This window comes from Oscillibacter sp. (genome assembly GCF_031978065.1).
GTDB lineage: Bacteria > Bacillota > Clostridia > Oscillospirales > Oscillospiraceae > Oscillibacter.
In genome coordinates, this window is the sequence record NZ_DALZCH010000014.1 from 23,960 (window position 1) to 44,110 (window position 20,151).

At 56.1% G+C, this 20,151-nt stretch carries 19 protein-coding genes; 5 read left to right on the forward strand and 14 right to left on the reverse strand.

The window, feature by feature from the left end; genetic code table 11:
* Positions 1–293 precede the first annotated feature (293 nt).
* A complete protein-coding gene (locus RTK01_RS03750; RefSeq protein ID WP_312279693.1) occupies positions 294–1,895 on the forward strand; it encodes a CTP synthase in 1,602 nt (533 codons plus the stop codon).
* 56 nt (positions 1,896–1,951) lie between these two features.
* Complete coding sequence (locus RTK01_RS03755) at positions 1,952–3,025, forward strand: aminopeptidase P family protein (protein WP_312279694.1); 1,074 nt, start codon at positions 1,952–1,954, stop codon at positions 3,023–3,025.
* Between the two features lie 110 nt (positions 3,026–3,135).
* Here the strand turns inward: RTK01_RS03755 and pta are convergent, their stop codons facing one another.
* Positions 3,136–4,119: a phosphate acetyltransferase gene (gene pta, locus RTK01_RS03760; protein ID WP_312279695.1), complete on the reverse strand. Its 984-nt coding sequence runs from the start codon at positions 4,117–4,119 to the stop codon at positions 3,136–3,138.
* A 316-nt stretch (positions 4,120–4,435) separates the two neighbouring features.
* Here pta and RTK01_RS03765 point away from each other — a divergent pair, with 316 nt between their 5' ends.
* Positions 4,436–4,597 carry a hypothetical protein gene (locus RTK01_RS03765; protein WP_312279696.1) on the forward strand — a complete coding sequence of 54 codons (162 nt, stop codon included), beginning with the start codon at positions 4,436–4,438 and terminating at the stop codon, positions 4,595–4,597.
* 53 nt (positions 4,598–4,650) lie between these two features.
* Here RTK01_RS03765 and RTK01_RS03770 read toward each other — a convergent pair whose 3' ends face one another.
* Complete coding sequence (locus tag RTK01_RS03770) at positions 4,651–5,541, reverse strand: GGDEF domain-containing protein (RefSeq protein WP_312279697.1); 891 nt, start codon at positions 5,539–5,541, stop codon at positions 4,651–4,653.
* 931 nt (positions 5,542–6,472) lie between these two features.
* Between RTK01_RS03770 and RTK01_RS03775 the strand changes: the two genes are divergently transcribed.
* Positions 6,473–7,018, forward strand: a complete 546-nt coding sequence (locus tag RTK01_RS03775) for a hypothetical protein (RefSeq protein WP_312279698.1) — start codon at positions 6,473–6,475, stop codon at positions 7,016–7,018.
* A 166-nt stretch (positions 7,019–7,184) separates the two neighbouring features.
* Here the strand turns inward: RTK01_RS03775 and RTK01_RS03780 are convergent, their stop codons facing one another.
* The 4 genes from RTK01_RS03780 to RTK01_RS03795 all read right to left on the reverse strand — a co-directional run bounded on the left by RTK01_RS03780 (position 7,185) and on the right by RTK01_RS03795 (position 10,411).
* Positions 7,185–7,928 (reverse strand): sulfite exporter TauE/SafE family protein, encoded by a 744-nt coding sequence (locus RTK01_RS03780; RefSeq protein WP_312279699.1) that lies wholly within the window; start codon positions 7,926–7,928, stop codon positions 7,185–7,187.
* Between the two features lie 158 nt (positions 7,929–8,086).
* Complete coding sequence (locus RTK01_RS03785; RefSeq protein WP_312279700.1) at positions 8,087–8,851, reverse strand: acyl-CoA dehydratase activase; 765 nt, start codon at positions 8,849–8,851, stop codon at positions 8,087–8,089.
* 16 nt (positions 8,852–8,867) lie between these two features.
* Positions 8,868–9,140 (reverse strand): DUF3343 domain-containing protein, encoded by a 273-nt coding sequence (locus tag RTK01_RS03790; RefSeq protein WP_312279701.1) that lies wholly within the window; start codon positions 9,138–9,140, stop codon positions 8,868–8,870.
* Positions 9,140–10,411 (reverse strand): double-cubane-cluster-containing anaerobic reductase, encoded by a 1,272-nt coding sequence (locus tag RTK01_RS03795; RefSeq protein WP_312279702.1) that lies wholly within the window; start codon positions 10,409–10,411, stop codon positions 9,140–9,142. The genes RTK01_RS03790 and RTK01_RS03795 overlap by 1 nt, the downstream gene beginning before the upstream one ends.
* A 356-nt stretch (positions 10,412–10,767) precedes the next feature.
* On the opposite strand from RTK01_RS03795, the gene RTK01_RS03800 reads away from it, so the two are divergent.
* Positions 10,768–11,469: a heparan-alpha-glucosaminide N-acetyltransferase gene (locus tag RTK01_RS03800; RefSeq protein ID WP_312279703.1), complete on the forward strand. Its 702-nt coding sequence runs from the start codon at positions 10,768–10,770 to the stop codon at positions 11,467–11,469.
* A gap of 210 nt (positions 11,470–11,679) precedes the next feature.
* Here RTK01_RS03800 and RTK01_RS03805 read toward each other — a convergent pair whose 3' ends face one another.
* From RTK01_RS03805 to RTK01_RS03840, 8 genes are all read right to left on the reverse strand, one after another.
* Positions 11,680–12,447 carry a glucose 1-dehydrogenase gene (locus tag RTK01_RS03805; RefSeq protein ID WP_312279704.1) on the reverse strand — a complete coding sequence of 256 codons (768 nt, stop codon included), beginning with the start codon at positions 12,445–12,447 and terminating at the stop codon, positions 11,680–11,682.
* Between the two features lie 144 nt (positions 12,448–12,591).
* Complete coding sequence (locus RTK01_RS03810) at positions 12,592–13,515, reverse strand: LysR family transcriptional regulator (RefSeq protein WP_312279705.1); 924 nt, start codon at positions 13,513–13,515, stop codon at positions 12,592–12,594.
* A 228-nt stretch (positions 13,516–13,743) separates the two neighbouring features.
* Entirely contained in the window at positions 13,744–14,220 is a 477-nt protein-coding gene (locus RTK01_RS03815) for a TRAP transporter small permease (protein WP_312279711.1), read from the reverse strand.
* Between the two features lie 48 nt (positions 14,221–14,268).
* A complete protein-coding gene (locus RTK01_RS03820) occupies positions 14,269–15,312 on the reverse strand; it encodes a DctP family TRAP transporter solute-binding subunit (protein ID WP_312279706.1) in 1,044 nt (347 codons plus the stop codon).
* An 18-nt stretch (positions 15,313–15,330) separates the two neighbouring features.
* Positions 15,331–16,608: a TRAP transporter large permease gene (locus RTK01_RS03825; protein WP_312279707.1), complete on the reverse strand. Its 1,278-nt coding sequence runs from the start codon at positions 16,606–16,608 to the stop codon at positions 15,331–15,333.
* A gap of 42 nt (positions 16,609–16,650) precedes the next feature.
* On the reverse strand, positions 16,651–17,484 hold the full coding sequence (gene panB, locus RTK01_RS03830) for a 3-methyl-2-oxobutanoate hydroxymethyltransferase (RefSeq protein ID WP_312279708.1): 834 nt from the start codon (positions 17,482–17,484) through the stop codon (positions 16,651–16,653).
* A gap of 465 nt (positions 17,485–17,949) precedes the next feature.
* Complete coding sequence (locus RTK01_RS03835) at positions 17,950–18,813, reverse strand: nitroreductase family protein (RefSeq protein ID WP_312279709.1); 864 nt, start codon at positions 18,811–18,813, stop codon at positions 17,950–17,952.
* Between the two features lie 334 nt (positions 18,814–19,147).
* Positions 19,148–20,151 (reverse strand): UxaA family hydrolase (locus tag RTK01_RS03840; RefSeq protein ID WP_312279710.1); only part of this gene is annotated, 1,004 nt, incomplete at its 5' end.

Genomic DNA, 20,151 nt, shown 5'->3' on the forward strand with positions numbered 1-20,151 from the left:
CCGGGAAATTCCCGCTCCTCGTTGACAAGTGCGCTGGAATGCGATATAAGTATAACGTATTTTTACAGCGTGCCCCGGCGGGCGGAGCGCCGCGCTCCGCCGGTTTGGAGCAGCGATCCGCGGCGGGAAGACGCGTGTGGCCCTGCCCCGAAAATCAAAGACCGCAGACCGTGGATTGCGCTGAAGCCCTTGTAAACCGGGGCCCCTTCACCGCAAGCTATCCACGGTATTTTTATTTTTTCAGGCGGAAAGACGGGAAAACGGAACAATCGGAAAGGAACAGGTGAACGGCTATGGCGACAAAATTTGTATTTGTGACCGGCGGTGTGGTGTCAGGCCTTGGGAAGGGCATCTGCGCCGCGTCCTTGGGGCGGCTTTTGAAGCAGCGGGGCGTGCGAGTGCGAAACCAGAAATTTGACCCTTATATCAATGTGGACCCCGGCACCATGAGCCCCTATCAGCACGGCGAGGTCTTCGTCACCGACGACGGGGCGGAAACGGATTTGGACCTTGGCCACTACGAGCGGTTCGTGGACGAGACGCTGACGGGAAACGCCTCTGTCTCCTCCGGTAAAATCTACTGGTCCGTTTTAAACCGCGAGCGCCGGGGAGACTATCTGGGCGCCACAGTGCAGATCATCCCCCACATCACCGATGAAATCAAGACCCGTATCTACGCCATGGCCGACGAAGAGGTGGACGTGGTCATCTGCGAAATCGGCGGCACCGTGGGCGACATTGAATCCCAGCCCTTTCTGGAAGCCATCCGTCAGGTGGCTGCGGAGCAGCCGCAGGGCAGCGTGGTGTTCATCCATGTGCCCCTCATCGTTCAGATTCCCGGCAGCGGCGAGCTGAAAAGCAAGCCCACCCAGCACTCCGTTAAGGAGCTTTTGTCCTTGGGCATTCAGCCGGACATTCTGGTGTGCCGAAGCGACACGCCCATCAGCGATGACATGCGCCGGAAAATTGCCCTGTTCTGCAACGTAAGTCCCGACTGCGTGATTCAAAACGCCACAGCGCAGACGCTGTATGAGGTTCCTCTGCTGCTACAGAAGGAAGGGCTGGACGAGGCGGTTTGCCGCCGCCTTGGTCTGATTACGCCCCAGCCCGACCTGCGGGAGTGGGCCGCCATGGTCCGGCGGGAAAAGGCCGCCAAGCGGCGGGTGGAAATTGCGCTGGTGGGGAAATATACCCAGCTTCACGACGCGTATCTCTCTGTTGTGGAGTCTTTGAACCACGCTGGCATTGCAAATAGCGCGGTGGTGGGTATTCGCTGGATCGACTCCGAGACGGTGACAGAGGATAACGCACAAGAAATTCTTGCGGGCTGCGCAGGCATTCTTGTCCCCGGCGGCTTTGGCGACCGGGGGATCGAGGGAATGATCGCCGCCGTGCGGTACGCCCGGGAAAATGGCGTGCCTTTCTTCGGCATCTGCCTTGGCATGCAAATGGCGGTCATTGAGTTTGCCCGCCACGTTGTGGGAAAAACCGACGCAAACTCCTCCGAGTTTTCGGAAACCACATCCTATCCCGTCATCGCCCTGATGCCCGATCAGGTGAACGTGACGGAAAAGGGCGGCACCATGCGCCTTGGAAAATACCCCTGCGTGCTGTCAGACGGCACCCTCAGCCACGAGCTATACGGCGCGGAAGAGATTTCGGAGCGCCACCGGCACCGGTACGAGTTTAACAACGCCTGCCGCGCGGAGCTGGAGGCCCAGGGCATGAAGCTGGCGGGCCTGTCCCCTGACGGCAGGCTGGTGGAAATTGTGGAGCTTCCCGAGCACCCCTGGTTTGTGGGCGCGCAGTTCCACCCGGAGTTTAAAAGCCGGCCCGACCGGCCCCATCCCCTATTTTACGGCTTCGTACAGGCCGCCGCTGAACAGCAGGTCTAAGGCCCGTTAACAGGTGAAATAAGCATTCTGCACTCGCGGATGAAAGGAAGGTTTTTATGAATCATTTCAGCCGGATTGCACAGGCAATGGAGGCCCGGGGTCTGGACGCCATGATGCTTACCGGAGAGGCCAACCGGTTTTACGCCTCGGGCTTCCGCTCCTCCGGAACGGACGGGGCAGCCCTCGTAACCAAAGGCAAAACCTACTATTTTACCGACGCGCGCTATACCGAAGCGGCGGCGCGGGTTGTGGAACACGCCGAAATCCGGGAGGTGCGGCCCGGTCGGAGCTACACAGCCCTGATCAACGAGGCCCTTGCAGAGCAGGGCGCGAACGTCGTCGGCTTTGAAGACACGTATATGACCGTGGCGGACTATGAGGGATACCGCAAGGCCCTTCACTGCGAGCTGACTCCTGCGGCGGACCTGCTTTTTGACCTGCGCCGGGTGAAGGACGACGAGGAGCAATCGGCATTGATATCCGCCCAGCGCATTGCCGAGCAGGCACTGGAGGATATTCTCAAGGAAATCCGCCCCGGCAAAACGGAGAAGGAAATTGCCGCCCGGCTCCAATACCTCATGTTACACTATGGAGCGGAGGACATGTCCTTTGACCCCATCGTGGTGTCCGGTCCCAACGGGAGCCTGCCCCACGGGGTCCCCAGTCTCCGTGAAATTCAAAACGGTGAATTTGTCACCATGGACTTCGGCTGTATCTTCCATGGCTACTGCTCGGACATGACCCGCACCGTGGCGGTGGGGTCTGTGTCGGAAGAAATGCGCCGGGTGTACGAAACCGTGCTGGCGGCCCAGAAGGCGGGAATCGCCGCCGCTGCGGCGGGCGTGACGGGCCGGGCCGTGGACGGCGCGGCGCGACAGGTCATTGAGGACGCGGGCTACGGTGACTATTTCAGCCACAGCTTTGGCCATGGCGTGGGGGTGGAGATTCACGAATCTCCCAACGCCTCCGCCCGGAATGAAGAGCCTTTGCCGGCCGGGGCGGTCATCTCGGCGGAGCCGGGGATTTACCTGCCGGGGCGGCTGGGCGTGCGCATCGAGGACGTGATTATTTTGAAGGACGGCGGATGCACGGACATCACCCACGCGCCCAAGGAGCTGCTTGTCCTGTAACGGTTTTCTCCCTTTCACGCACCGCGCGACATGTTTTTTCAGGATATTGACGCAAAAAACACGGACGCCTTTGGCGTCCGTGTTTTCTATTGATCAGAGCCGGTCTGGGTTTATTCGCACTCCACAAGGCCCGCGGTGATGATGGCCATGGAGTAGACCTCCTGAGCATTGCAGCCCCGCGAGAGGTCGTTGATGGGGGCGTTCAGGCCCTGAAGAATGGGGCCGTATGCCTCAAAGGAACCCAAACGCTGCGCAATCTTATAGCCGATGTTGCCGGCGTTGATGTCGGGGAAAATGAAGGTGTTGGCATGCCCGGCCACCGGGGAAGCGGGGCACTTGGTGTGGGCCACATGGGGAGAGACAGCCGCGTCGAACTGCATCTCGCCGTCCATGGCAAGCTCAGGCGCGGCGGCATGGGCCTTGAGATAAGCGCCCCGCATCCGGTCCACATCCTCGCCCTTGCCGGAGCCAAGGGTGGAGTAGCTCAAAAACGCGATCTTGGGGTCAATGCCAAACTGCTGGGCAGTGGCTGCGGTCTCCAGCGCGATTTCCACCAACTCATCCTCGGTGGGCTTGATGTTGATGGCGCAGTCGCCCATGGCCAGCACCTCGCGGTCGCCGGTGGCAGAGGGCCGGACCAGAATGAAGCAGGAGGAGACAATCTTGCTACCCGGCTTGGTCTTGATGATTTGGAGCGCGGGGCGAACGGTGTCGGCGGTGGAATAGGTGGCGCCGCCAAGCAGCGCGTCCGCATAGCCCATCTTCACCAGCATGGTGCCGAAGTAGTTGGGCTGCTTCAGCACCTTGCGGCACTGATCCTCGTCCATCTTGCCCTTGCGCAGCTCCATCAGCAGCGCTACCATCTTCTCCATGTCCGCAAAGTCGGCCGGGTTGATAATCTCGGCGCCCCGGATATTAAAGCCGATGTCTTCGGCCACGACGGAAATCTCCTCCGGAACGCCCACCAGCACGGGGGTGAGGAACGTACCGGACAGCAGGCGGGCGGAAGCCTCCAGCACGCGGGGATCCGTACCCTCAGTGAAGACAATTCTGCGGGGGTTGGTTTTCAGCTTCTTGATCAGAAATTCAAACATTCATTTTTCCTCCAATAAATTACCGAAACAACGATTTTCATGGGACTTTTACATTACTTCTCATTATACACAACTCAAAAAGCCGGTCAACCAGAAATTTTAAAAAATCAGAAAAAAGACGACGAAAAATTCTCATTGCTTACGTATTTTTTCGTGAACTCTGAATGATATTCAGTCGCAACCCCATTCGCAGACACGTACGGAGCGCTGCGTCCCGTCAAATCATTGTTTTTCAAGGGCTTTCGCATGAAAAAGTCTGCTCTCGGGCAGACTATTTTTGCACAAGCCTTATCTAAACGGAAAGGGAGCGGTTTCTATGAAAAAGCGGCAAAGCCGCGCAAAGGCCAATCAAACCCCTATGGAGCAGGCCCGGTCCATGACAGACCTTTCCTCGCAGCAGACCGACCCGCTAGGGAGTTACACCGGCCGTCCGGCGGACCCCCTCGACCCGCCGGTGCAGGATGCTGACGACCTGTAAGGCCCAACCGTCTTCTATCTAAAGTACAAGCCGCCTTTTGGCGGGGCGGCTTTTTACGTTTGAGAGGGGGTCTTGCTTGCTCTTTTTGCCTCATACATCTTTTTGTCGGCCATCTTGATCATTTCCTCCGCCGTAAGCGGCATTTCCGTCATAGACTGTATTCCAAACGAGGCTGTGATTTTCACGGTTTCATTTTCTACGGGGATTTTCACCGCGTCAATGTCTTTTTTTATTCTCTCCACCGTGTTGAGTGCTCCGGCTTCGTCCGCGCTGTTCAGGCAAACGACAAACTCGTCTCCGCCATATCTGGCAACCCAGTCCGTTTCAGCGCGTGTGCAGGCCTTCATGGCATTGGCTACCTGCTGCAACGTAAAATCCCCCATGTCGTGGCCATAGGTGTCGTTGATTACTTTCAGATTGTCAACATCAATAAAAATGACGGACAAAGGCTGATGTGCCAAGGTTGCTTTTACAATATCAACGGGCAATCTGTCCTCCACGAAGCGGCGGTTATATACATCAGTCAAATGATCCATCACCACCATGCTGTTGATATCGTGTATAACATGGCGCATCATTTGCCCTTCTTGGTAAGTTCCGCTGCCAATCATCAGGCTGTCCGTGGCGTTTTTTAATAATTCGAGGGTAATTGTGCCTTCCTCCGACTCTATGGGAATCGCAGTAACCAGCATAATTTTGTCAGGCTTTTGCTCAAGCTTCATGAAGCTCTTGTTTTCGTTATAGGCGCGAACAGAGATACAGTTATCGCATATTTTGCCGTTCTTCCAATAATCGTAACAGATTTGTTCCGTCTCTTTTACTTGCTTGGTTTGGTATTCCAAAACCTTTTTGTGAACGGGGTCAACCAGCCGCACTGCATCATACATTTTGCTGAAAAAAATGAGATCGTGCTCAAGTGCACTGAGGGTCAGCTTCTCGGGCATAACGTCTACTCCTACTAACATTACTTATCAATCAAACTTGGCATATATGATGCAGCGGTGCTGTGCGCCGCTGCGGTACATTTTCCAATTAAATGGAGCTTCCCGGTCGTTATTCCACAGGCGCACGGCGCTGCCTTGGTATATTTTTCAATAAGGTAACCACAGTTTTGCGGTCATTATATCATGACCTTGCTTAAACTACAACCGTCCACAATCCCCATATCCTGCGTGGATCCATTCTGACGCGGACGCTTGAACACTAAGAATTATAGTGCGCTTGCGTCAAACAAGCAACCCCTTTTTATTCTCAAAAGCTACCTTCCAAAGCAATTTTAAAAGCCCCCCTGCCAGTAATCAGGCAGGGGGGGCGCCAAGCCTTCTTTGTACGTTTGTTCCCAATCCATCCGGCGCGGACGCAACTGCCTCTGCATGAAGGCGCGCGAACCGGCGCATTCTGCGGCAATGGGTACCCCTGACCTTCTCAGCGGCAAGGATAGTTTTCGTCGCTCACACCCATGGTAAATTCGCATATGCTGATATTGGGTAACACAGGCCAGTGAGCGCGAGGTGTATTTATGAATGACAAGCGAGGGTATATTACAGTGAGGTGTCTAGCCCCATGCGCAGAGAATTTCGAGATTGTTGTGCTTGATGCGGAAGATCAAACGGTCTTTCAAGGCAAAACCGCTCGGAATGGGACAGCCGCATTCCATGTGTACTCTCCCGGCGAACACCGGATATGCGTACGCGCAAAAGACTGGCTGAGTCCCATGGCCGCCACAAAGTGGCTGTTTTTTTGCCCCAACAGGTTTTATACCGTATATTTCCTGTTTAATTCCTTCCTTTTGAAGTCTGGTTTTACAATGGCCACTTTTCGTCTGACTGATCAATACTACGGCGGCCTACCAATTCAAAAAGGAGATATTCAATTATGCCGAGTCCCTATGTAGTCAATATTATTGACGGCGAAGGCTCCAGTAGAATTCTAAACGGGTCTTACGCCGTTACCGCCGATGTGGGCGGGTATGACAATGCCTCCATTAACCCGGACAGCCAAGTCATTTCAGCCGGCACCGACGCCTATGATTTTTTAGTCGCAGCAACCGGAACCCTGACGCTCCATGTCACGGAGGAAGGCACTTCCGGCGGCACCGCCGTGGTGGGCGCAACCTTTGTCCGGTGCGATTCCGGCGGCACGGCTTATGGTGATCCGGTTGTTTCCGTCGCAGGCGGAAACGCCGAATTCCCCTTCGTCCCCTTTGCGGCCAGCGGCGCGCCGACAATCTATTATAGGCAGACTCTCTCTGCGGATGACCATGAATTCGACGCCACCCTGAAGAGCTTGACCATGACCGCCTCCACGGAAACCGTGGAAGTAGCCAACCCGCTGGCGGCCTTGAGAACCATGAACCTGACGGACGCCAACTATGCCGGCCTGCCCATTGAAACCGGCGACCTCACCTTCACAGCAAACTGATCTCATTTTGACACGTAGACCGGGACTTTAAAATATTCTTATACCGCCCCGCCAAAAAGGCGGGGCGGCTTCCTTTTTAATAGATGAACATCCGGGGCCCTCCCCCACCACTGCCAACGCATAGCTTCTGAGAAATGTCTTTGCGGCAGAAGACCTTTTGCCGCTGTCAAACCTTAATGAAATTGGATACGATGGTCCATACCCCCATGCACATGATGAAAATAAAGACCCAGGATTTGACCCGGGCCAAATCCGCTCGCTTATAAAGGCCGACGCGCCCCAACCACAGTCCCAGCAGCAGTCCGCCCGCAGCCATCAGCGACCAGACAAGCACCTGCCCCGTCACCTGCCCGTTGACGGCGCGAACACACACGGAGTACAGGTTGGTGGTCAGAAAGAAAAACTGAAGGGTCCCCACATACGCTTCCTTGCTTTCCAGCGTGCTCAGGCAGTAGAGTGCCGCCGGAGGCGCGCTGACGGAGAACAGCCCTCCGAACAGGCCCGCCAGCGCCCCGGTAACGATTCCCGCTTTAGGGGTGGCGGAGATGCGGGTTTTGTCGGCTGTCAGCAGATAGTAAAGCCCCACCAGCACCAGAAACAGGCCAAAAATAACGCTTAAAACCAGTTTGGGCGCCCCCGCCGACCACACGGCGGCAAAGGGCATCACCAAAAAATACGCCACGATCAACCACAATACATGCTTTGGCCGCGCGTCTTTGCGGTATTGAAAAAACATGGTGGAGGACGCCACCAGCGACAGCACCGCACAAACCGTGGAGGACACTGGAATGCTGGGCAGAAATAGCGGGAAAAACGCCATTACCACCGCCGCATAGCCAAACCCGATGGCCGCCTGCAAAAATCCGCCTGCAAAGGATGCCAGCACCAGCCAGAGAAAAACGAGCTCCATACGCAAAGCCCTCCTTGACCGGCGGGTTTGCCGGTAGAATGTGCCGGTTATAAGTACGATATGCCTGCTATTATAGGGTCCGCAGGTGAACGGTATGATTGTAGCTGATATTCAGGCAAAAAGCAACGGTTCTTTCTCCCCGGCTTTTTGCAGGGCTGCTAGGAAAGGACTTCCCTTTGCGCCAGCAGCGCAGCGCCGTAGGCCCCGACATATCGCCCCTCCGGCAGACAGCGGACGGTGTGTCGCAGCTTTTTTCCAAGTATCCGGGCAAAAAAAGAAAGATGGCTCAGTCCCCCGGTGAGCAAAACCGTTTCCTCCAGCGGCAGCCGCTCGGCAAGCTGGGCCACCTTTTCCGCCACGCTGTCCACAATTCCGGCGGCAATGTCCTCTCGGGGATGGCCCGCGCCGATGTAGCCGATAATCTCCGACTCTGCAAACACCGTGCACAAAGAGCTGATGGGCAGCACCTTTCCTCCCTCCGCCAGAGCGAACAGCGCATCGATTTCGCACTCCAGCCGGTTTGCCATGACCTCCACAAATTTTCCCGTCCCGGCGGAGCATTTGTCGTTCATCAGAAAATCGTCCGCCGCGCCGTCGCGGATATGGATGGCCTTGGTGTCTTGCCCGCCCACGTCGATCACCGTGCAGGTGGGAAACTGAGCGGCGCAGCCAGTCGCGAAGCAGGTGATCTCCGTAATCTGCTTTGCCGCGTAGTCCACCGCCCGGCGACCGTAGCCGGTGGAGACGACCGCAGCCTCCTCCACCCGCACGCCCCGCTCCAGCAGGCGGCGGGCAATCTCTTTTGCCGTTTCCGGGCTGCTCCAGCCGGTGGGGAGCACAAAGCGCGTCTCCCCCGGGCCAAGAACCGCCACCTTGGCGGCGGTGGAGCCGATGTCAATTCCGACGCAGGTTCTCTCATTCATTCTTGCTTCTCCCAATTCAGCAGTAGCGGTCACGGTGGGGGTTGATCTGCCGGGGCAGAGCAACAATCCGGTCAATCTCCGCCTCCGACTCCGGAATGCAGCGCTCCAGCTCCACGATATCCTCCGCCCGTACCAGCAGGGATATCCCGCAGCAGGCGCTGGCCAGCCGGGGGGTGGGGGAAATCCGAACCGGAATCCCCCGCCCCCGGGCGTATTGATAGAGCTTCAGCCCCTCGGTGTGATTCGGAAAGAGCACGTAATAATCCTGCTCCTCCGCCTGTCCGTCCATTATTTCAGCATCTCCACAAATGCGCCGATGCGGGTACGAAGCTGCTCGGCGTCTGTATCGGTATAGTCGGTTTCAAGACCCAGCACGGGGATGCCCCTCTCCTTCATGGCCCGCTCCACGTCCCGGCCCTCGGTGTCGTACAGGGTGCAGAATTTCAGGTTCGCGTCAATCACGCCATCCACATGATAGGCCTCGGCAAGGCGCAGAATGTCGTCAATGCGGCCCGTGTTGGGGGTAAAGCAGGCGCAGTTGTTCTTCATGTACCGGTCTGCCAGATTGTGAATCTGCTCATCCAGCGTTGTGCCGCTCTCGTCCACCAGATTCTCAAAATACCGGGTGCCGGTGCAGTTCTCTTCGCATACCACCGCCGCGCCAGAGGTTTCAATAATGTGATGCAGCTTCCAGTTAGGGATCGCCATAGGCGTGCCGGTGACGAGAATCCGCTTGGTTCCCTTGGGGAATACGCCCATGCCGTCTTTGATGCGCTGCTCCAGCTCGTCGGCCAGCTTGTTGGCCATCTCGGCGCAGCGAACGGGGTCGTCGTAAAACGCAATCTGCATCATCAACAGCGCGTCTTTGCCGCTGATGGGGGTAGGGTCGGCCTTGCGGCACTCAAACACCCGGGCAAGCGCCTTGCGCTTATTATTCAGCATTTTAATGGAAGCCGCCAGCTTTTCGGGAGTGATGGTGTTTCCAGTGAACTCTTCCACGGTATGTAAAAAGGCGCGGATTTCGTCTTCCCACTTCCGATAGTCCTGCTCCCGCTTCATCTGGGGCATGTCCATCACGTGAATGGGGACTTCTTCCTTCAAAATCTCCCACGCCTTCTTCTTTCCGTCGCAGGTCGTCTCGCCCACGTACATGTCCGCAATGCGGAAGAAGGGGCAGGTTTTGCCAACCCGCGCGCCCACGGAGGCCTTAATCAGGGGACACATGTTTTTGGGCAGAACCTTCTCCCCCGCGCCCACCCAGAACTGGGATCCGCCGCACAGGCCGGTGGCGATGGCATCGGCTGCAAACACCACCTCGTCGGGCACGAAGATGCAGAAGGTACCCAACACCTTGCCGCCCTTTTTCTGGTGCTCAATCAGCTCGGCGGGCCGAACGCCGTGAATCTCAGACACCACAAAGTCGTAAAACGCCATGCCCTCCGGGCGGTTTTCCTGAGAGAGATAGGTGTCGCCAAACGCCGCGGGAAGCACCTCGCAAAGTTGGTCGTGCGTCTCTAAATCCATCCCTAAGCTCTTCCACATCTCACGATAATCTGCCATGACAATCCCCTCTTTTTCCTAAAATTACCCGACTCTATGTGCAGCTTGCCTATAGAGTCGGGTGCCATGGGGCCATTATATCATTAAAATTTCATAAGCATCATTTTGTTTCACAATACACGGCCTGTACTATCGAAACTATCAATAATAATACGGTCGTCTTATTCCTTTTTATAAACGAATCAACAAACTGCGCCCTCTTCTAATAAACGGTATTGACGATTTGGCCTTTAATGGCCTAAAATAAAGAAAACCATCGGCACGGAAAACGCGCGGGCAGCCGCGCGGGGGCTGGGAAAGGCGTCCGAAGCCGCGACTTTTCGTTCTTCGGCGGCTCTTTCCCCATAAAGGAGAACATGAACAAAAGACAACAACAAACCAAGCGCATCTGGGAAGTGGATTTTTTGCGGGGTGTGGCTTTGCTTGCCATGGTGTACTACCATGTCGTCTATGACCTGCGAGAATTTTACAGCGTTCCCGTCAGCTATTCCGACGGTGTGAATTTTTACGTAGGGAGAGGGTCCGCCCTGCTTTTCATGCTGCTTGCGGGACTTAGCTGCACTCTGACCACAAAAAACGCAAAGCGGGGGCTGAAGGTATTGGGACTGGGGCTGGTCATCACCGCCGCCACGGCGCTTTACGACTCCAGCCACGCCGTCACCTTCGGCATTCTGCACTTTTTGGGAACCAGTATGCTCCTGTATCCACTGGTGTCCCGGCTGGGGCCGGTCCTTCTGGCGCTGCTTGGAACCGCGGTTTTCTTTCTGGGTCGCCTGACAGCGCAGGCCCAGGTGTCGGTGGGCTTTCTGTTTCCGCTGGGTCTGCGGGGCGAGGGCTTTATCTCCTCCGACTATTATCCCCTGCTCCCCTGGTTCGGCGTGTTTTTGTGCGGCGCCGCTCTGGGAAAGCTGCTGTACGCGGAAAAGCGCAGCCTGCTGAATTCCTCCCCGCCGGACACACTGCTGAACAGGCTGGGAAGGCACACGCTCCCGATTTATCTGATTCATCAGCCCGTCATTATGCTGGTGCTCTTTCTGCTTTCGCTCCTGACGGGGTAAGGCCTCGAAGTCTTCGCGTGCGAAAAAAGCGCCGGGTCTTTCCCGCGTAAGTGCTCCGCTCGCTTTGAAAGCTGGCAAAAGCGGCTGAATCGAAAGATTCAGCCGCTTTTTTGTGTGCTTTTCCGGAGTCGTCCGCTCATTCAACAGTCGGGCCAGCCCTAGAGTATTTCCACAGGCCAAGCCAAACCGACTCAGGCCGCGCGGTGGGCCTCAGATGGTGGTCCAGCCGCCGTCAATGGCCAGATACTGGCCGGTGGTATAGCTGGATGCGTCCGACGCGAAGTAAATCACGGCTCCGTCCAGCTCGCCGGGCTTACCGGGCCTTCCCATGGGGCAATAGGCCTGAACAGCCAGCTTAAATGCGTCGGTCGTAATGACCGACTGAGTCATCTCGCTGGGGAAATAAGCGGGGCCGATGGCGTTGACGGTGATGTTATGCTGCGCCCATTCGTTGGCAAGGGCCTTTGTCAGCATCAGAACGCCGCCCTTGGACGCGCAATAGGCCGAGATGGGAGAGCCTGCCATCGCCACCATGGAATGAATGGAGCCAAGGTTGACAATTTTTCCGTAATTCTGCTCGATCATCACCTTGCCCACCTCGCGGGCCACGTAGTATACCGCGTCCAGATTGATTCGGGTGGTGGAAAGCCACTCCTCGTCGGTCTGCGTGGCGGCAGGAATCCCCTTGCCCACGCCCGCATTGTTCACCAGAATATCAATTCTGCCGAATTCTTTTTTCACCGTATTGACCATGGTGGCAATCTGCTTGGAATCCGTCACGTCGCAGGGTACGGCAAGACACCGCACGCCCATGGCCTCAATTTCCTGTTTTACCTGCTCCAGCCGGTCCGTCCGGCGGGCGGTAATGGCAATGTCCGCTCCCTGATTTGCCAGCGCTTTCGCAAATTGAACGCCAAGGCCCGAGGAAGCGCCGGTAACCAATGCCACGCGGCCTTTCAGGTCGAAGTAGTTTGTCATCAGTAAAACCCCTTTCTTTATTTGTAGGTTAATAGCATTATAAAATATTTTCACGCCATAAAAAGATATAATTTGAAAACTTTTATCAAAATGAGTCGAAAATTTTTCTTGAAAAGCCCTGCGGAAAGAGGCCTTTCCGCAAAATTACCGCTTACCCGAAACATGCTTCCACAGTGAGTACCCCGACATGGAAAGCGGTCTGTCGGCCAGATAGCTCATGGTCAGGTACCACCGCAGGTCATGCCCCTCCATTTTTACAAAGGTAATTTCGTCGATACTCTTCATTCCGGCAATCGAGAAATCCGCCAGCAGGGAAATTCCGTTGTTTCCCGGCTCCAGAAGGTAGTCTCCGATGGAGCTGAGGGCCGGAAGCTCCAAAACCTTTTTGGGCGACAGCCCGATTTCCTTCAGATGATTCCAGATAACCGCATTGATAAAATACGTTTTCGGCGGAATGAGAAACAGCATTTCCGTGATTCGTGGAAAATCGGCCTTTGCCAAAAGCAGCGGATGCTCCCGGGTCCCCGCCCGCCCGCAGGCCAGGCTGCTGTTTCGGTTGCACGCCAGAAACAGGCGCTCCTCCTGAATGATGAAGCTGATGAGCCGCGCATCCTCCGGCGCCTGCGTATGAAAAAATGCCACGTCCACCTCGCCTCTGAGCAGATCTTCCTTGACGGACAGACTGGTGCCGTCCCGAATCGTCAACTGCTTTTCAGAATTTGTGTGAAGAAAGCCCTGCACAAACTCGCGGAACAGCATAGGCGTAAGCTGTGTGGGAATGCCGATGGAAAGCGTCTTTTCCGTCGCCTTTTTGTGGGCCTGAAGCCGGTTTTCAAACCGCCGTTCCGCTTCCGTAACCTCCCGCACGTATTCCAGATACAGCTTTCCCTCCTCGGTCAGGCGAAGGGGCGTGCACGTCCTGTCCAGCAGCTTTACCCCCAGCCCCTCTTCAAGGCGGTTTAAATACTGGGACAGGGATGGCTGAGAAACGTGAAGTTCCTGGGCCGCCTTTGAAATGTTCTGAATTTCGGCAATGGCAATAAAATAGGACATTCTTCTGGAATACATGCGCTCCCCCCTTTTCGGTTTTGTACAGTTGGCGTAACGTCTTCGTTATTTCTTTGCTACGTTATCATTATATCACAGTAGCGTGACAAAATGGAATGTCTCCCAAAAACATTGTCGAAATAATTGTTTTTGGAGGCCTGTATCGCTCTTTCGGCACAAAGGGGCATGGAGATTTCTTTCTCTCCATGCCCCTTTGTTATACGGCTCATTCCAGTTTTTCAGGTTTGCTCAATCCGCCGTCTCCAGCTCACTTTTTTCAAAAAACAGCTTGGATGTGGAAATCAGCGTCATCAAAACCATACCGATGGCACACCCAAGCGGAGAAACCCACGCCGGCGTGGTGCTGGTGGTGCTGGTCTGCCCCACAAGGCCAATGGTCATCTGCACCATCTGGAAGCTGAACGCCCCAAAGCACACCGTTTCAATCAGTCTCTGGATTTTCACCACGGTCCGGTAGGCACCGACGCGGCCCTTTTTTTTCAGAGAGTCGTCCAGCAGCTCCAGCCGCATCAATCCCCCCTCGGCACACATCATGGCAGAGCCGATGAAATAGACGTAAATGCACAGCGTCCTCAGAAATTCATCGGACCAGCTTAAAGAGAGCTTGAAGCAGTATCGCAGCACCACGCTGACGGTCATAATGATAATGCCCGCAAGGCCCGCCAAACCCAGAAACCCGTCAATGCCGCTTTTTAGTTTACGCATTTCTTTCAAGTTAATCTACCCCTTTATCCTCGCCGCCGCGTTGGCGTTTCAGCGAATGGACGCCAGATAATCCTGCGTCGTCTTCAGAGCGGTGTCGTTCCCCAGACGGGTGGTAAAAAGCTCGTACACAGGGCCCACCAGCGCGGCGAAGGAGGCGCGGTCCGGCTCGTAGTTGATCTCCACGCCGTTGTCCTCCAGCAGCTTCAGGTTCACCTTTTCGCTGTCGGCGTTCAACTGGCGCTCGATGTCCCGGGACTCTTCAGATGCCTTCTGCACTGCGGATTGCTGATCGGCGCTCAGCTTGTCCCAGCTATTCTGGTTGATAAAAAAGGGCATGGCGGTGTAGGAGTGATACGTCATGGAGAGATAATCCTGCACCTCATACATCTTCTGAGAAGCGATGGAGGACAGGGCGTTTTCCTGCGCGTCAACGGTTCCCTGCTGCAAGGCGGTGAACACCTCGCCCATGTCCAGCGCCATGGGGATAGCGCCGAAGGCCTCCCAGGTGGCGGTCTGTGTCTCGGAAACCACGGTTCTGATCTTCAGGCCCTTCATATCCGCGGGTGTGTTGATGGGGCCGCGGCTGTTGGTCACATGGCGCATCCCGGATTCCCAGTAGCACAGAAGCTTGATGCCGGTACCGTCAAATTTGTCCTTGAGCAAGTCGCCGGGCGCATTGTCCAGCGCGTCGTGAACCTCGTCATAGGTGTCAAACAGGAAGGGCAACTCAAACACCTGAATGTCCGGCACAATGCCTGAGAAATAGGATGTGCCGGTGGACACGATGTCGATGGTCCCCTGCTTGCAGGCATCCACGCAGGAGGCCACAGAGCCCAGCTCCGTGTTAAAGTAGCAGTCCACCGTCACGGTGCCGCCGGAGTATTCGGAGCACAGCTCCGCAAACTTCTTCAGCGCTTCGCCGGAAGGACTGTCCTCCGTCAATCCGGCCACAATGGCCGTCAAGGTCACGGGCTTGTCCGAGGAGACTGTCTCCCCTTCGGAGCCGCCTCCGGAGGTATTTCCGCCGCTCTGAGAGCCGCAGCCGCTGAGAACCAGTGTCATTGCAAGGAACAAAGCCGCAAGTTTTTTCATGTCTGTCGCTTCCTTTCTTTATTTCAACAACGTTGGCAGATATGTTACAATTCCGGGAATAAACATCACCAGCAGCATTCCGATGACGGTCACAGTGATAAAGGGTATAATCTTTTTAATGACCATGTGCACAGGCCGGTTTCCAAGCTGGGCCCCCATGAAAAGGTTGAGGCCCATAGGCGGCGTAATCAGGCCAATGCAGGTTCCCGTCACCATCAGTCCGCCCAAATGCACCAGCGAGACGCCATACTGCGCTGCAACGGGGACCAGAATGGGCGTGAGAATCGTGACGATGGGAATCGAGTCGATGAAGCAGCCGGCAATGAGGATAATCACGGCGGCAACCAGCAGGAACAGGTATTTGTTGTCCGTCATGTTGAGGAACATGGAGGCCGCCAGCTTTGCGATATGCTCACGGGTGATGACCCATGAGAAGGCGCCTGATGCGCCCACGATGAACATAATGCCCGCCGCGCTTTTGAGGGACTTGGACAGCGCCGCCATCAGCATCCCAAAATCCATTTCCTTGTAAATGAACAAGCCCACAATGATAGAGTAGAAGCAGGAGACGCCCGCCGCCTCGGTGGGCGTGAAAACGCCGGAATAAATGCCGCCCAGAATAATAGCCGGGGAAAGCAGTGCCCAGAAGGAATCCTTAAAGCCTCGAAGCACATTTTTAATATGAAAGGACCCCTCGCCCTTGTAGCCGTGCTTACGGCAAATCAGCACTGCCACAATGGCCACCAGCGCGGCCTGAAGCACGCCGGGTCCCACGCCCGCCATCAGCATGGTGCTGACGGACTCATTGGCAATGGTGGCGTAAATCACCATGACGATGCTGGGCGGAATCAGCGGGCCGAAAATGCCCGCTGTCCCTTGCAGTGCACAGGCAAAATCCTTGTCATAGCCCGCCTTGATCATCTCTGGAACCATGATTCCCCCCACGGCGGCACAGGCCGCCACGCCGGAGCCGGTCATGGCCGCGAAAAACACGCTTGCCACCACCACTACCAGCGCAAGCCCTCCGGTGAAGTGCCCCACCAGAGACTTGGAGAAGGAGATTACCCGCCGGGAAATCCCTCCATACTCCATCAAAACGCCCGCCATAACGAAAAACGGAACCGCCAGCAGTGTAAAGGTGTTGACGCTGGCATAAATCTGCTGCGCCACAATAATCGGGGAAATATTGGTAAACAGCAGAACATACAAGAATGCGGAGCCGCCCAGCGCAATCGCAATCGGCGCCCCTAAAAACAGCAGAATAAAAAAGCTTGCAAACAGCAATATCGTACCCAAGCGATTCCCTCCTAAATCTCTTTTTTACGCGAAGCAACCGCGTCAGTACAGCTTCGGAATTTCCACGCTCTTATTAAAGGAGTATTCCGGAGAGGGAAACGCTCCGTTCAGCGTCTCCTCGTGGAAGCGGTTCAGTCCGGCAACCATCTCCTGGCGAATCCCGGCAAAATGCTTTACAAACTTGGGCTTAAAGCCGTTGTACATTCCCAGAAGGTCCTGCGTCACCAGCACCTGACAGTCCACATACGGCCCCGCGCCGATTCCCAGCAGCGGCACGGAAACCGCCTCGCCCACGGCCTTGGACACCATGCTGGGCATACACTCCAGAACGATAGCCACAACGCCGGCCTCTTCCAGCGCCTTGGCGTCCCGAATCAGTTGGGCCGCGCCTTCCGGCGTTCCGCCCTGCACCTTGAACCCGCCTACGGAGGTGGCGGTCTGTGGGGTCAGCCCGATGTGCCCCACCACAGAGATTCCCGCATCCACAATGCGGCGAATGGTGGGGGCCACGGTTTCGCCGCCCTCCAGCTTCACGCAGTCGCACCCGGTTTCCATCAAAATCCGGTTGGCGCTGGAAATCGCCTGCTCTGCGTTGATGTTATAGGAGCCGAAGGGCATGTCCCCAATCACCATGGTATCCGGCGCGCCCAGCACCACCGGCTTGATGAATCCGATCATCTCATCCAGCGTAATGCCCACGGTGGTGCTGCGCCCCAGCATGACCATGGCGGCGGAATCTCCCACCAGAATAATTTCCGTGTCGCTTTCGTTGACGATGGAGGCCGTTGTGTAGTCGTATGCCGTGACAAAGGTGTATTTCTTTCCCTCTTCCCTAAACTTTTTAAAATCGGGAATTTTCATCTTGACCTTTTCCATGTGTCTCTCCCCCTCACAGTTCCCCGAACCCTCGGATTCACAATTGTTCCGCGGCTGTGCGCGGTTTCGTCGTGCCCGGTAAAAGGCGTCGACTGTACCGATTTAGCTTGGTAATATCATATATGGAAAAGGAACACATTTAAAATACTATTTTTGTGAGAAATTATAACCTTTTAGTTATAATTCTGCTTTTCTCGTCTTCTGCCGCAATTCCTTGTACACCTGCGCTTTCCGGCTTAATCGGCGGCGGAGCGCCACCGCCAATTAAGCCGCCAGATTCCCGCTTTGAGAACCTGACGGCTATTGAAATCCGGAACCCCGTTTTATATGTCTTAGGCGCTCTGGATGCCGCGGGAGCGCCCTTCAAAAGTTGCCTTTGAGGAAAGATCGAAGCTCCTTCCTCTCATAAAAGCGACCGGTCCCTGCAAGCATCGGCGCTTGCAGGGACCGGGCTGGAGCGTTTGATTACAGCTTGCAGGAGGCCACGGCTCTGTATCCGGCGGGCAGGCCCAAATCCTTGTCATAGGCGCCCAGGGTCCAGGTGCGCTTTCCCAGCGTCTGTTCTGCCACGGCGGCAAAATGCAGCATCACGATTCCAAGATTGAGCTTCTGCTCGTTTTCATCGGTATAGCCGTCGTCCTTGGAAATCAGGACCACCGCTCCCCCGTCCAGCACAAACCCGTAGGGCTGGCGGTTGAGATAGCTGGGCGCAAGGCTGGCGGCGTAAAGCGCCTGCCACAGGGGATGGTCCATATCGCCGATTTCCTCGTCCACTCCGGCCTTGTTGCCCCACTTGCCGGAATACACCAAACTTTCAATTCCCAGACGGGGGGAATAGAATTCCCGCTTCACAGCGTCCACCTTGGAAATGTTCTGAATGTTGAGGAAGAGCCGCTTGGCGGCCTTTTTCTCAACGCCGAACGCAGCCAGAACCACCACGCGCCTGTCGGATTCGATTCCCAGCGCTTTTTTCACAGCCTCTCCATCCTTAAAGGTGAGCCAGCAGGTGCCCAAATTCAGCTCCGTCATGTGCAGAATGAGGTCCTCCGCAATAAAGCCCGCATTTTCGGCCATATGCTCCGCCTCATCGGACAAAATCACAAAATAATCGGCGTTTCCGATCATAAAATCGTTGTAGCCCGCCGCACCCTTCAGCTTTTCCCGGGAGTCGGACCCGAACAGGCGAAGCTCTGTGCCGATGGAGGACACAAGCCTTCCGCACTTGCTTTCGTAATACTCGTTTATCTCCGCCAGGGTGGTATCGGGGACCTTTGTATCCTGAAATTCCCGCACGGATTTGCGGTTTTGAATCATTGCGCTGTAATCCATAGTTTGATTCCTCCTGTCAAATTTCGGCCTGTTCTTTCCGGAGAATTTCAGGCGTATTTTCTTTCTCCAGTATTCACTGATTTTGGAAAAAAGTCAACCGTCAAAATCAATCAATCGGAAAAATGTATCTCCGCATCTCCACAGCCAGAATAAGCGGGTGGCTATGGGCCACCCGCGGGCAAGCGTCAGCTCTTCTCAGCGCCGCCGTCATGGGCGCAATGAACCCGGACCACCCAGAAAATTGCCCCGCAGCCGCAAAGCCTCGCGGGACGGGATATCCTGCCGCACGAGGACAAAAAAAGAGAGGGCCGCTCGGTCGGCCCTCTCTTTTTTGTCAATAGTCACCGTTGTAGCTGGTGCCATGGGGAGTGGTCCAGCTATAATCGCCCAGAAGCTCGGCCTTGGTGGGCTCGCCTCCGGCCACACGGAGCATCAGCTCATAGAGCTCTTTTCCGCTCTCTTGCAATGACTTTTCCCCATAGAGCATGGGCTTTGTAGAATAGTCGATCATGTCGGAAAGCATCTCCGCGGTGCGGGGATTGCCGGTAATTTTGATGGTGGTCATGCAGGCGTTTCCGATGGGGTTTCCCCGCCCGGTGGTGAACAGGCAGATGTGGCAGCCGCTCATGGCCAGCGTGGTGGTGGCATACGCGTCGTTGGCGCCCTGGGCCTGATTGATGCCCCACATGCCGGGCCGGGGAGGACGCTGTCCGCAGTCCAGAATGCCCAGCATCCGGCCATGGCCCTTGGTCTTGAAGCTGCCCAGATTCTTCTCCGTCATGGTGGTCAACCCTCCTGCCTTGTTGCCGGGCGTGGGGTTCACCTGAGAGAGGCCCTTGCCGCCTCTGCGGGCGCAGTCCTCATTGAAAAAGTCGCCAATCTCCATCAGGCGCATTCCCACCTCATAGGAGCCTGCATCCGTGGGATAGCCGCCCCGTCCGCAGATTTCCACGTTGGTGCCGCCGATGGCGGTGTGACGGTCGATGGCGTCTCCGGCGACGGGGTTGGCGGACAGGCCGCTGGTCCAGTCGGAGCCGCCGTTATAGCCGCTGATGACAAGGCCACTGAGGGGGCATGGCTCCCGCTTCTGGGCGGCGGCCTGTGCCTTAAGCTCGTTTACGGCCTTGATGCCCTCTTTAATGGCGTTGGTGGCGCCGCCGTCGGCCTGCATGCTGATGCTCACCACGGGACGGCCGGTAGCGCGGATTACGCCCGCCACATCCTCCGGGTCGGTCTGCTGGCAGCCAAGGGCCAGCAGCACCACACCGAAGGTGTTGGGGTGAGTGCGGGTGGTGATGAAGCCGTCCCGGGTGCGGGCAAAGTGGTCGGGAAACTCAC

What these genes read in the sequence shown, in the direction of transcription:
- RTK01_RS03755 (WP_312279694.1), top strand. Translation starts at nt 1,952, where the DNA reads ATGAATCATTTCAGCCGGATTGCACAGGCAATGGAGGCCCGGGGTCTG.
- RTK01_RS03775 (WP_312279698.1), top strand. Translation starts at nt 6,473, where the DNA reads ATGCCGAGTCCCTATGTAGTCAATATTATTGACGGCGAAGGCTCCAGT.
- RTK01_RS03765 (WP_312279696.1), top strand. Translation starts at nt 4,436, where the DNA reads ATGAAAAAGCGGCAAAGCCGCGCAAAGGCCAATCAAACCCCTATGGAG.
- RTK01_RS03815 (WP_312279711.1), bottom strand. Translation starts at nt 14,220, where the DNA reads ATGCGTAAACTAAAAAGCGGCATTGACGGGTTTCTGGGTTTGGCGGGC.
- RTK01_RS03780 (WP_312279699.1), bottom strand. Translation starts at nt 7,928, where the DNA reads ATGGAGCTCGTTTTTCTCTGGCTGGTGCTGGCATCCTTTGCAGGCGGA.
- pta (WP_312279695.1), bottom strand. Translation starts at nt 4,119, where the DNA reads ATGTTTGAATTTCTGATCAAGAAGCTGAAAACCAACCCCCGCAGAATT.
- RTK01_RS03785 (WP_312279700.1), bottom strand. Translation starts at nt 8,851, where the DNA reads ATGAATGAGAGAACCTGCGTCGGAATTGACATCGGCTCCACCGCCGCC.
- RTK01_RS03795 (WP_312279702.1), bottom strand. Translation starts at nt 10,411, where the DNA reads ATGGCAGATTATCGTGAGATGTGGAAGAGCTTAGGGATGGATTTAGAG.
- RTK01_RS03790 (WP_312279701.1), bottom strand. Translation starts at nt 9,140, where the DNA reads ATGGACGGACAGGCGGAGGAGCAGGATTATTACGTGCTCTTTCCGAAT.
- RTK01_RS03750 (WP_312279693.1), top strand. Translation starts at nt 294, where the DNA reads ATGGCGACAAAATTTGTATTTGTGACCGGCGGTGTGGTGTCAGGCCTT.
- panB (WP_312279708.1), bottom strand. Translation starts at nt 17,484, where the DNA reads ATGGAAAAGGTCAAGATGAAAATTCCCGATTTTAAAAAGTTTAGGGAA.
- RTK01_RS03835 (WP_312279709.1), bottom strand. Translation starts at nt 18,813, where the DNA reads ATGGATTACAGCGCAATGATTCAAAACCGCAAATCCGTGCGGGAATTT.
- RTK01_RS03770 (WP_312279697.1), bottom strand. Translation starts at nt 5,541, where the DNA reads ATGCCCGAGAAGCTGACCCTCAGTGCACTTGAGCACGATCTCATTTTT.
- RTK01_RS03820 (WP_312279706.1), bottom strand. Translation starts at nt 15,312, where the DNA reads ATGAAAAAACTTGCGGCTTTGTTCCTTGCAATGACACTGGTTCTCAGC.
- RTK01_RS03805 (WP_312279704.1), bottom strand. Translation starts at nt 12,447, where the DNA reads ATGACAAACTACTTCGACCTGAAAGGCCGCGTGGCATTGGTTACCGGC.
- RTK01_RS03810 (WP_312279705.1), bottom strand. Translation starts at nt 13,515, where the DNA reads ATGTATTCCAGAAGAATGTCCTATTTTATTGCCATTGCCGAAATTCAG.
- RTK01_RS03800 (WP_312279703.1), top strand. Translation starts at nt 10,768, where the DNA reads ATGAACAAAAGACAACAACAAACCAAGCGCATCTGGGAAGTGGATTTT.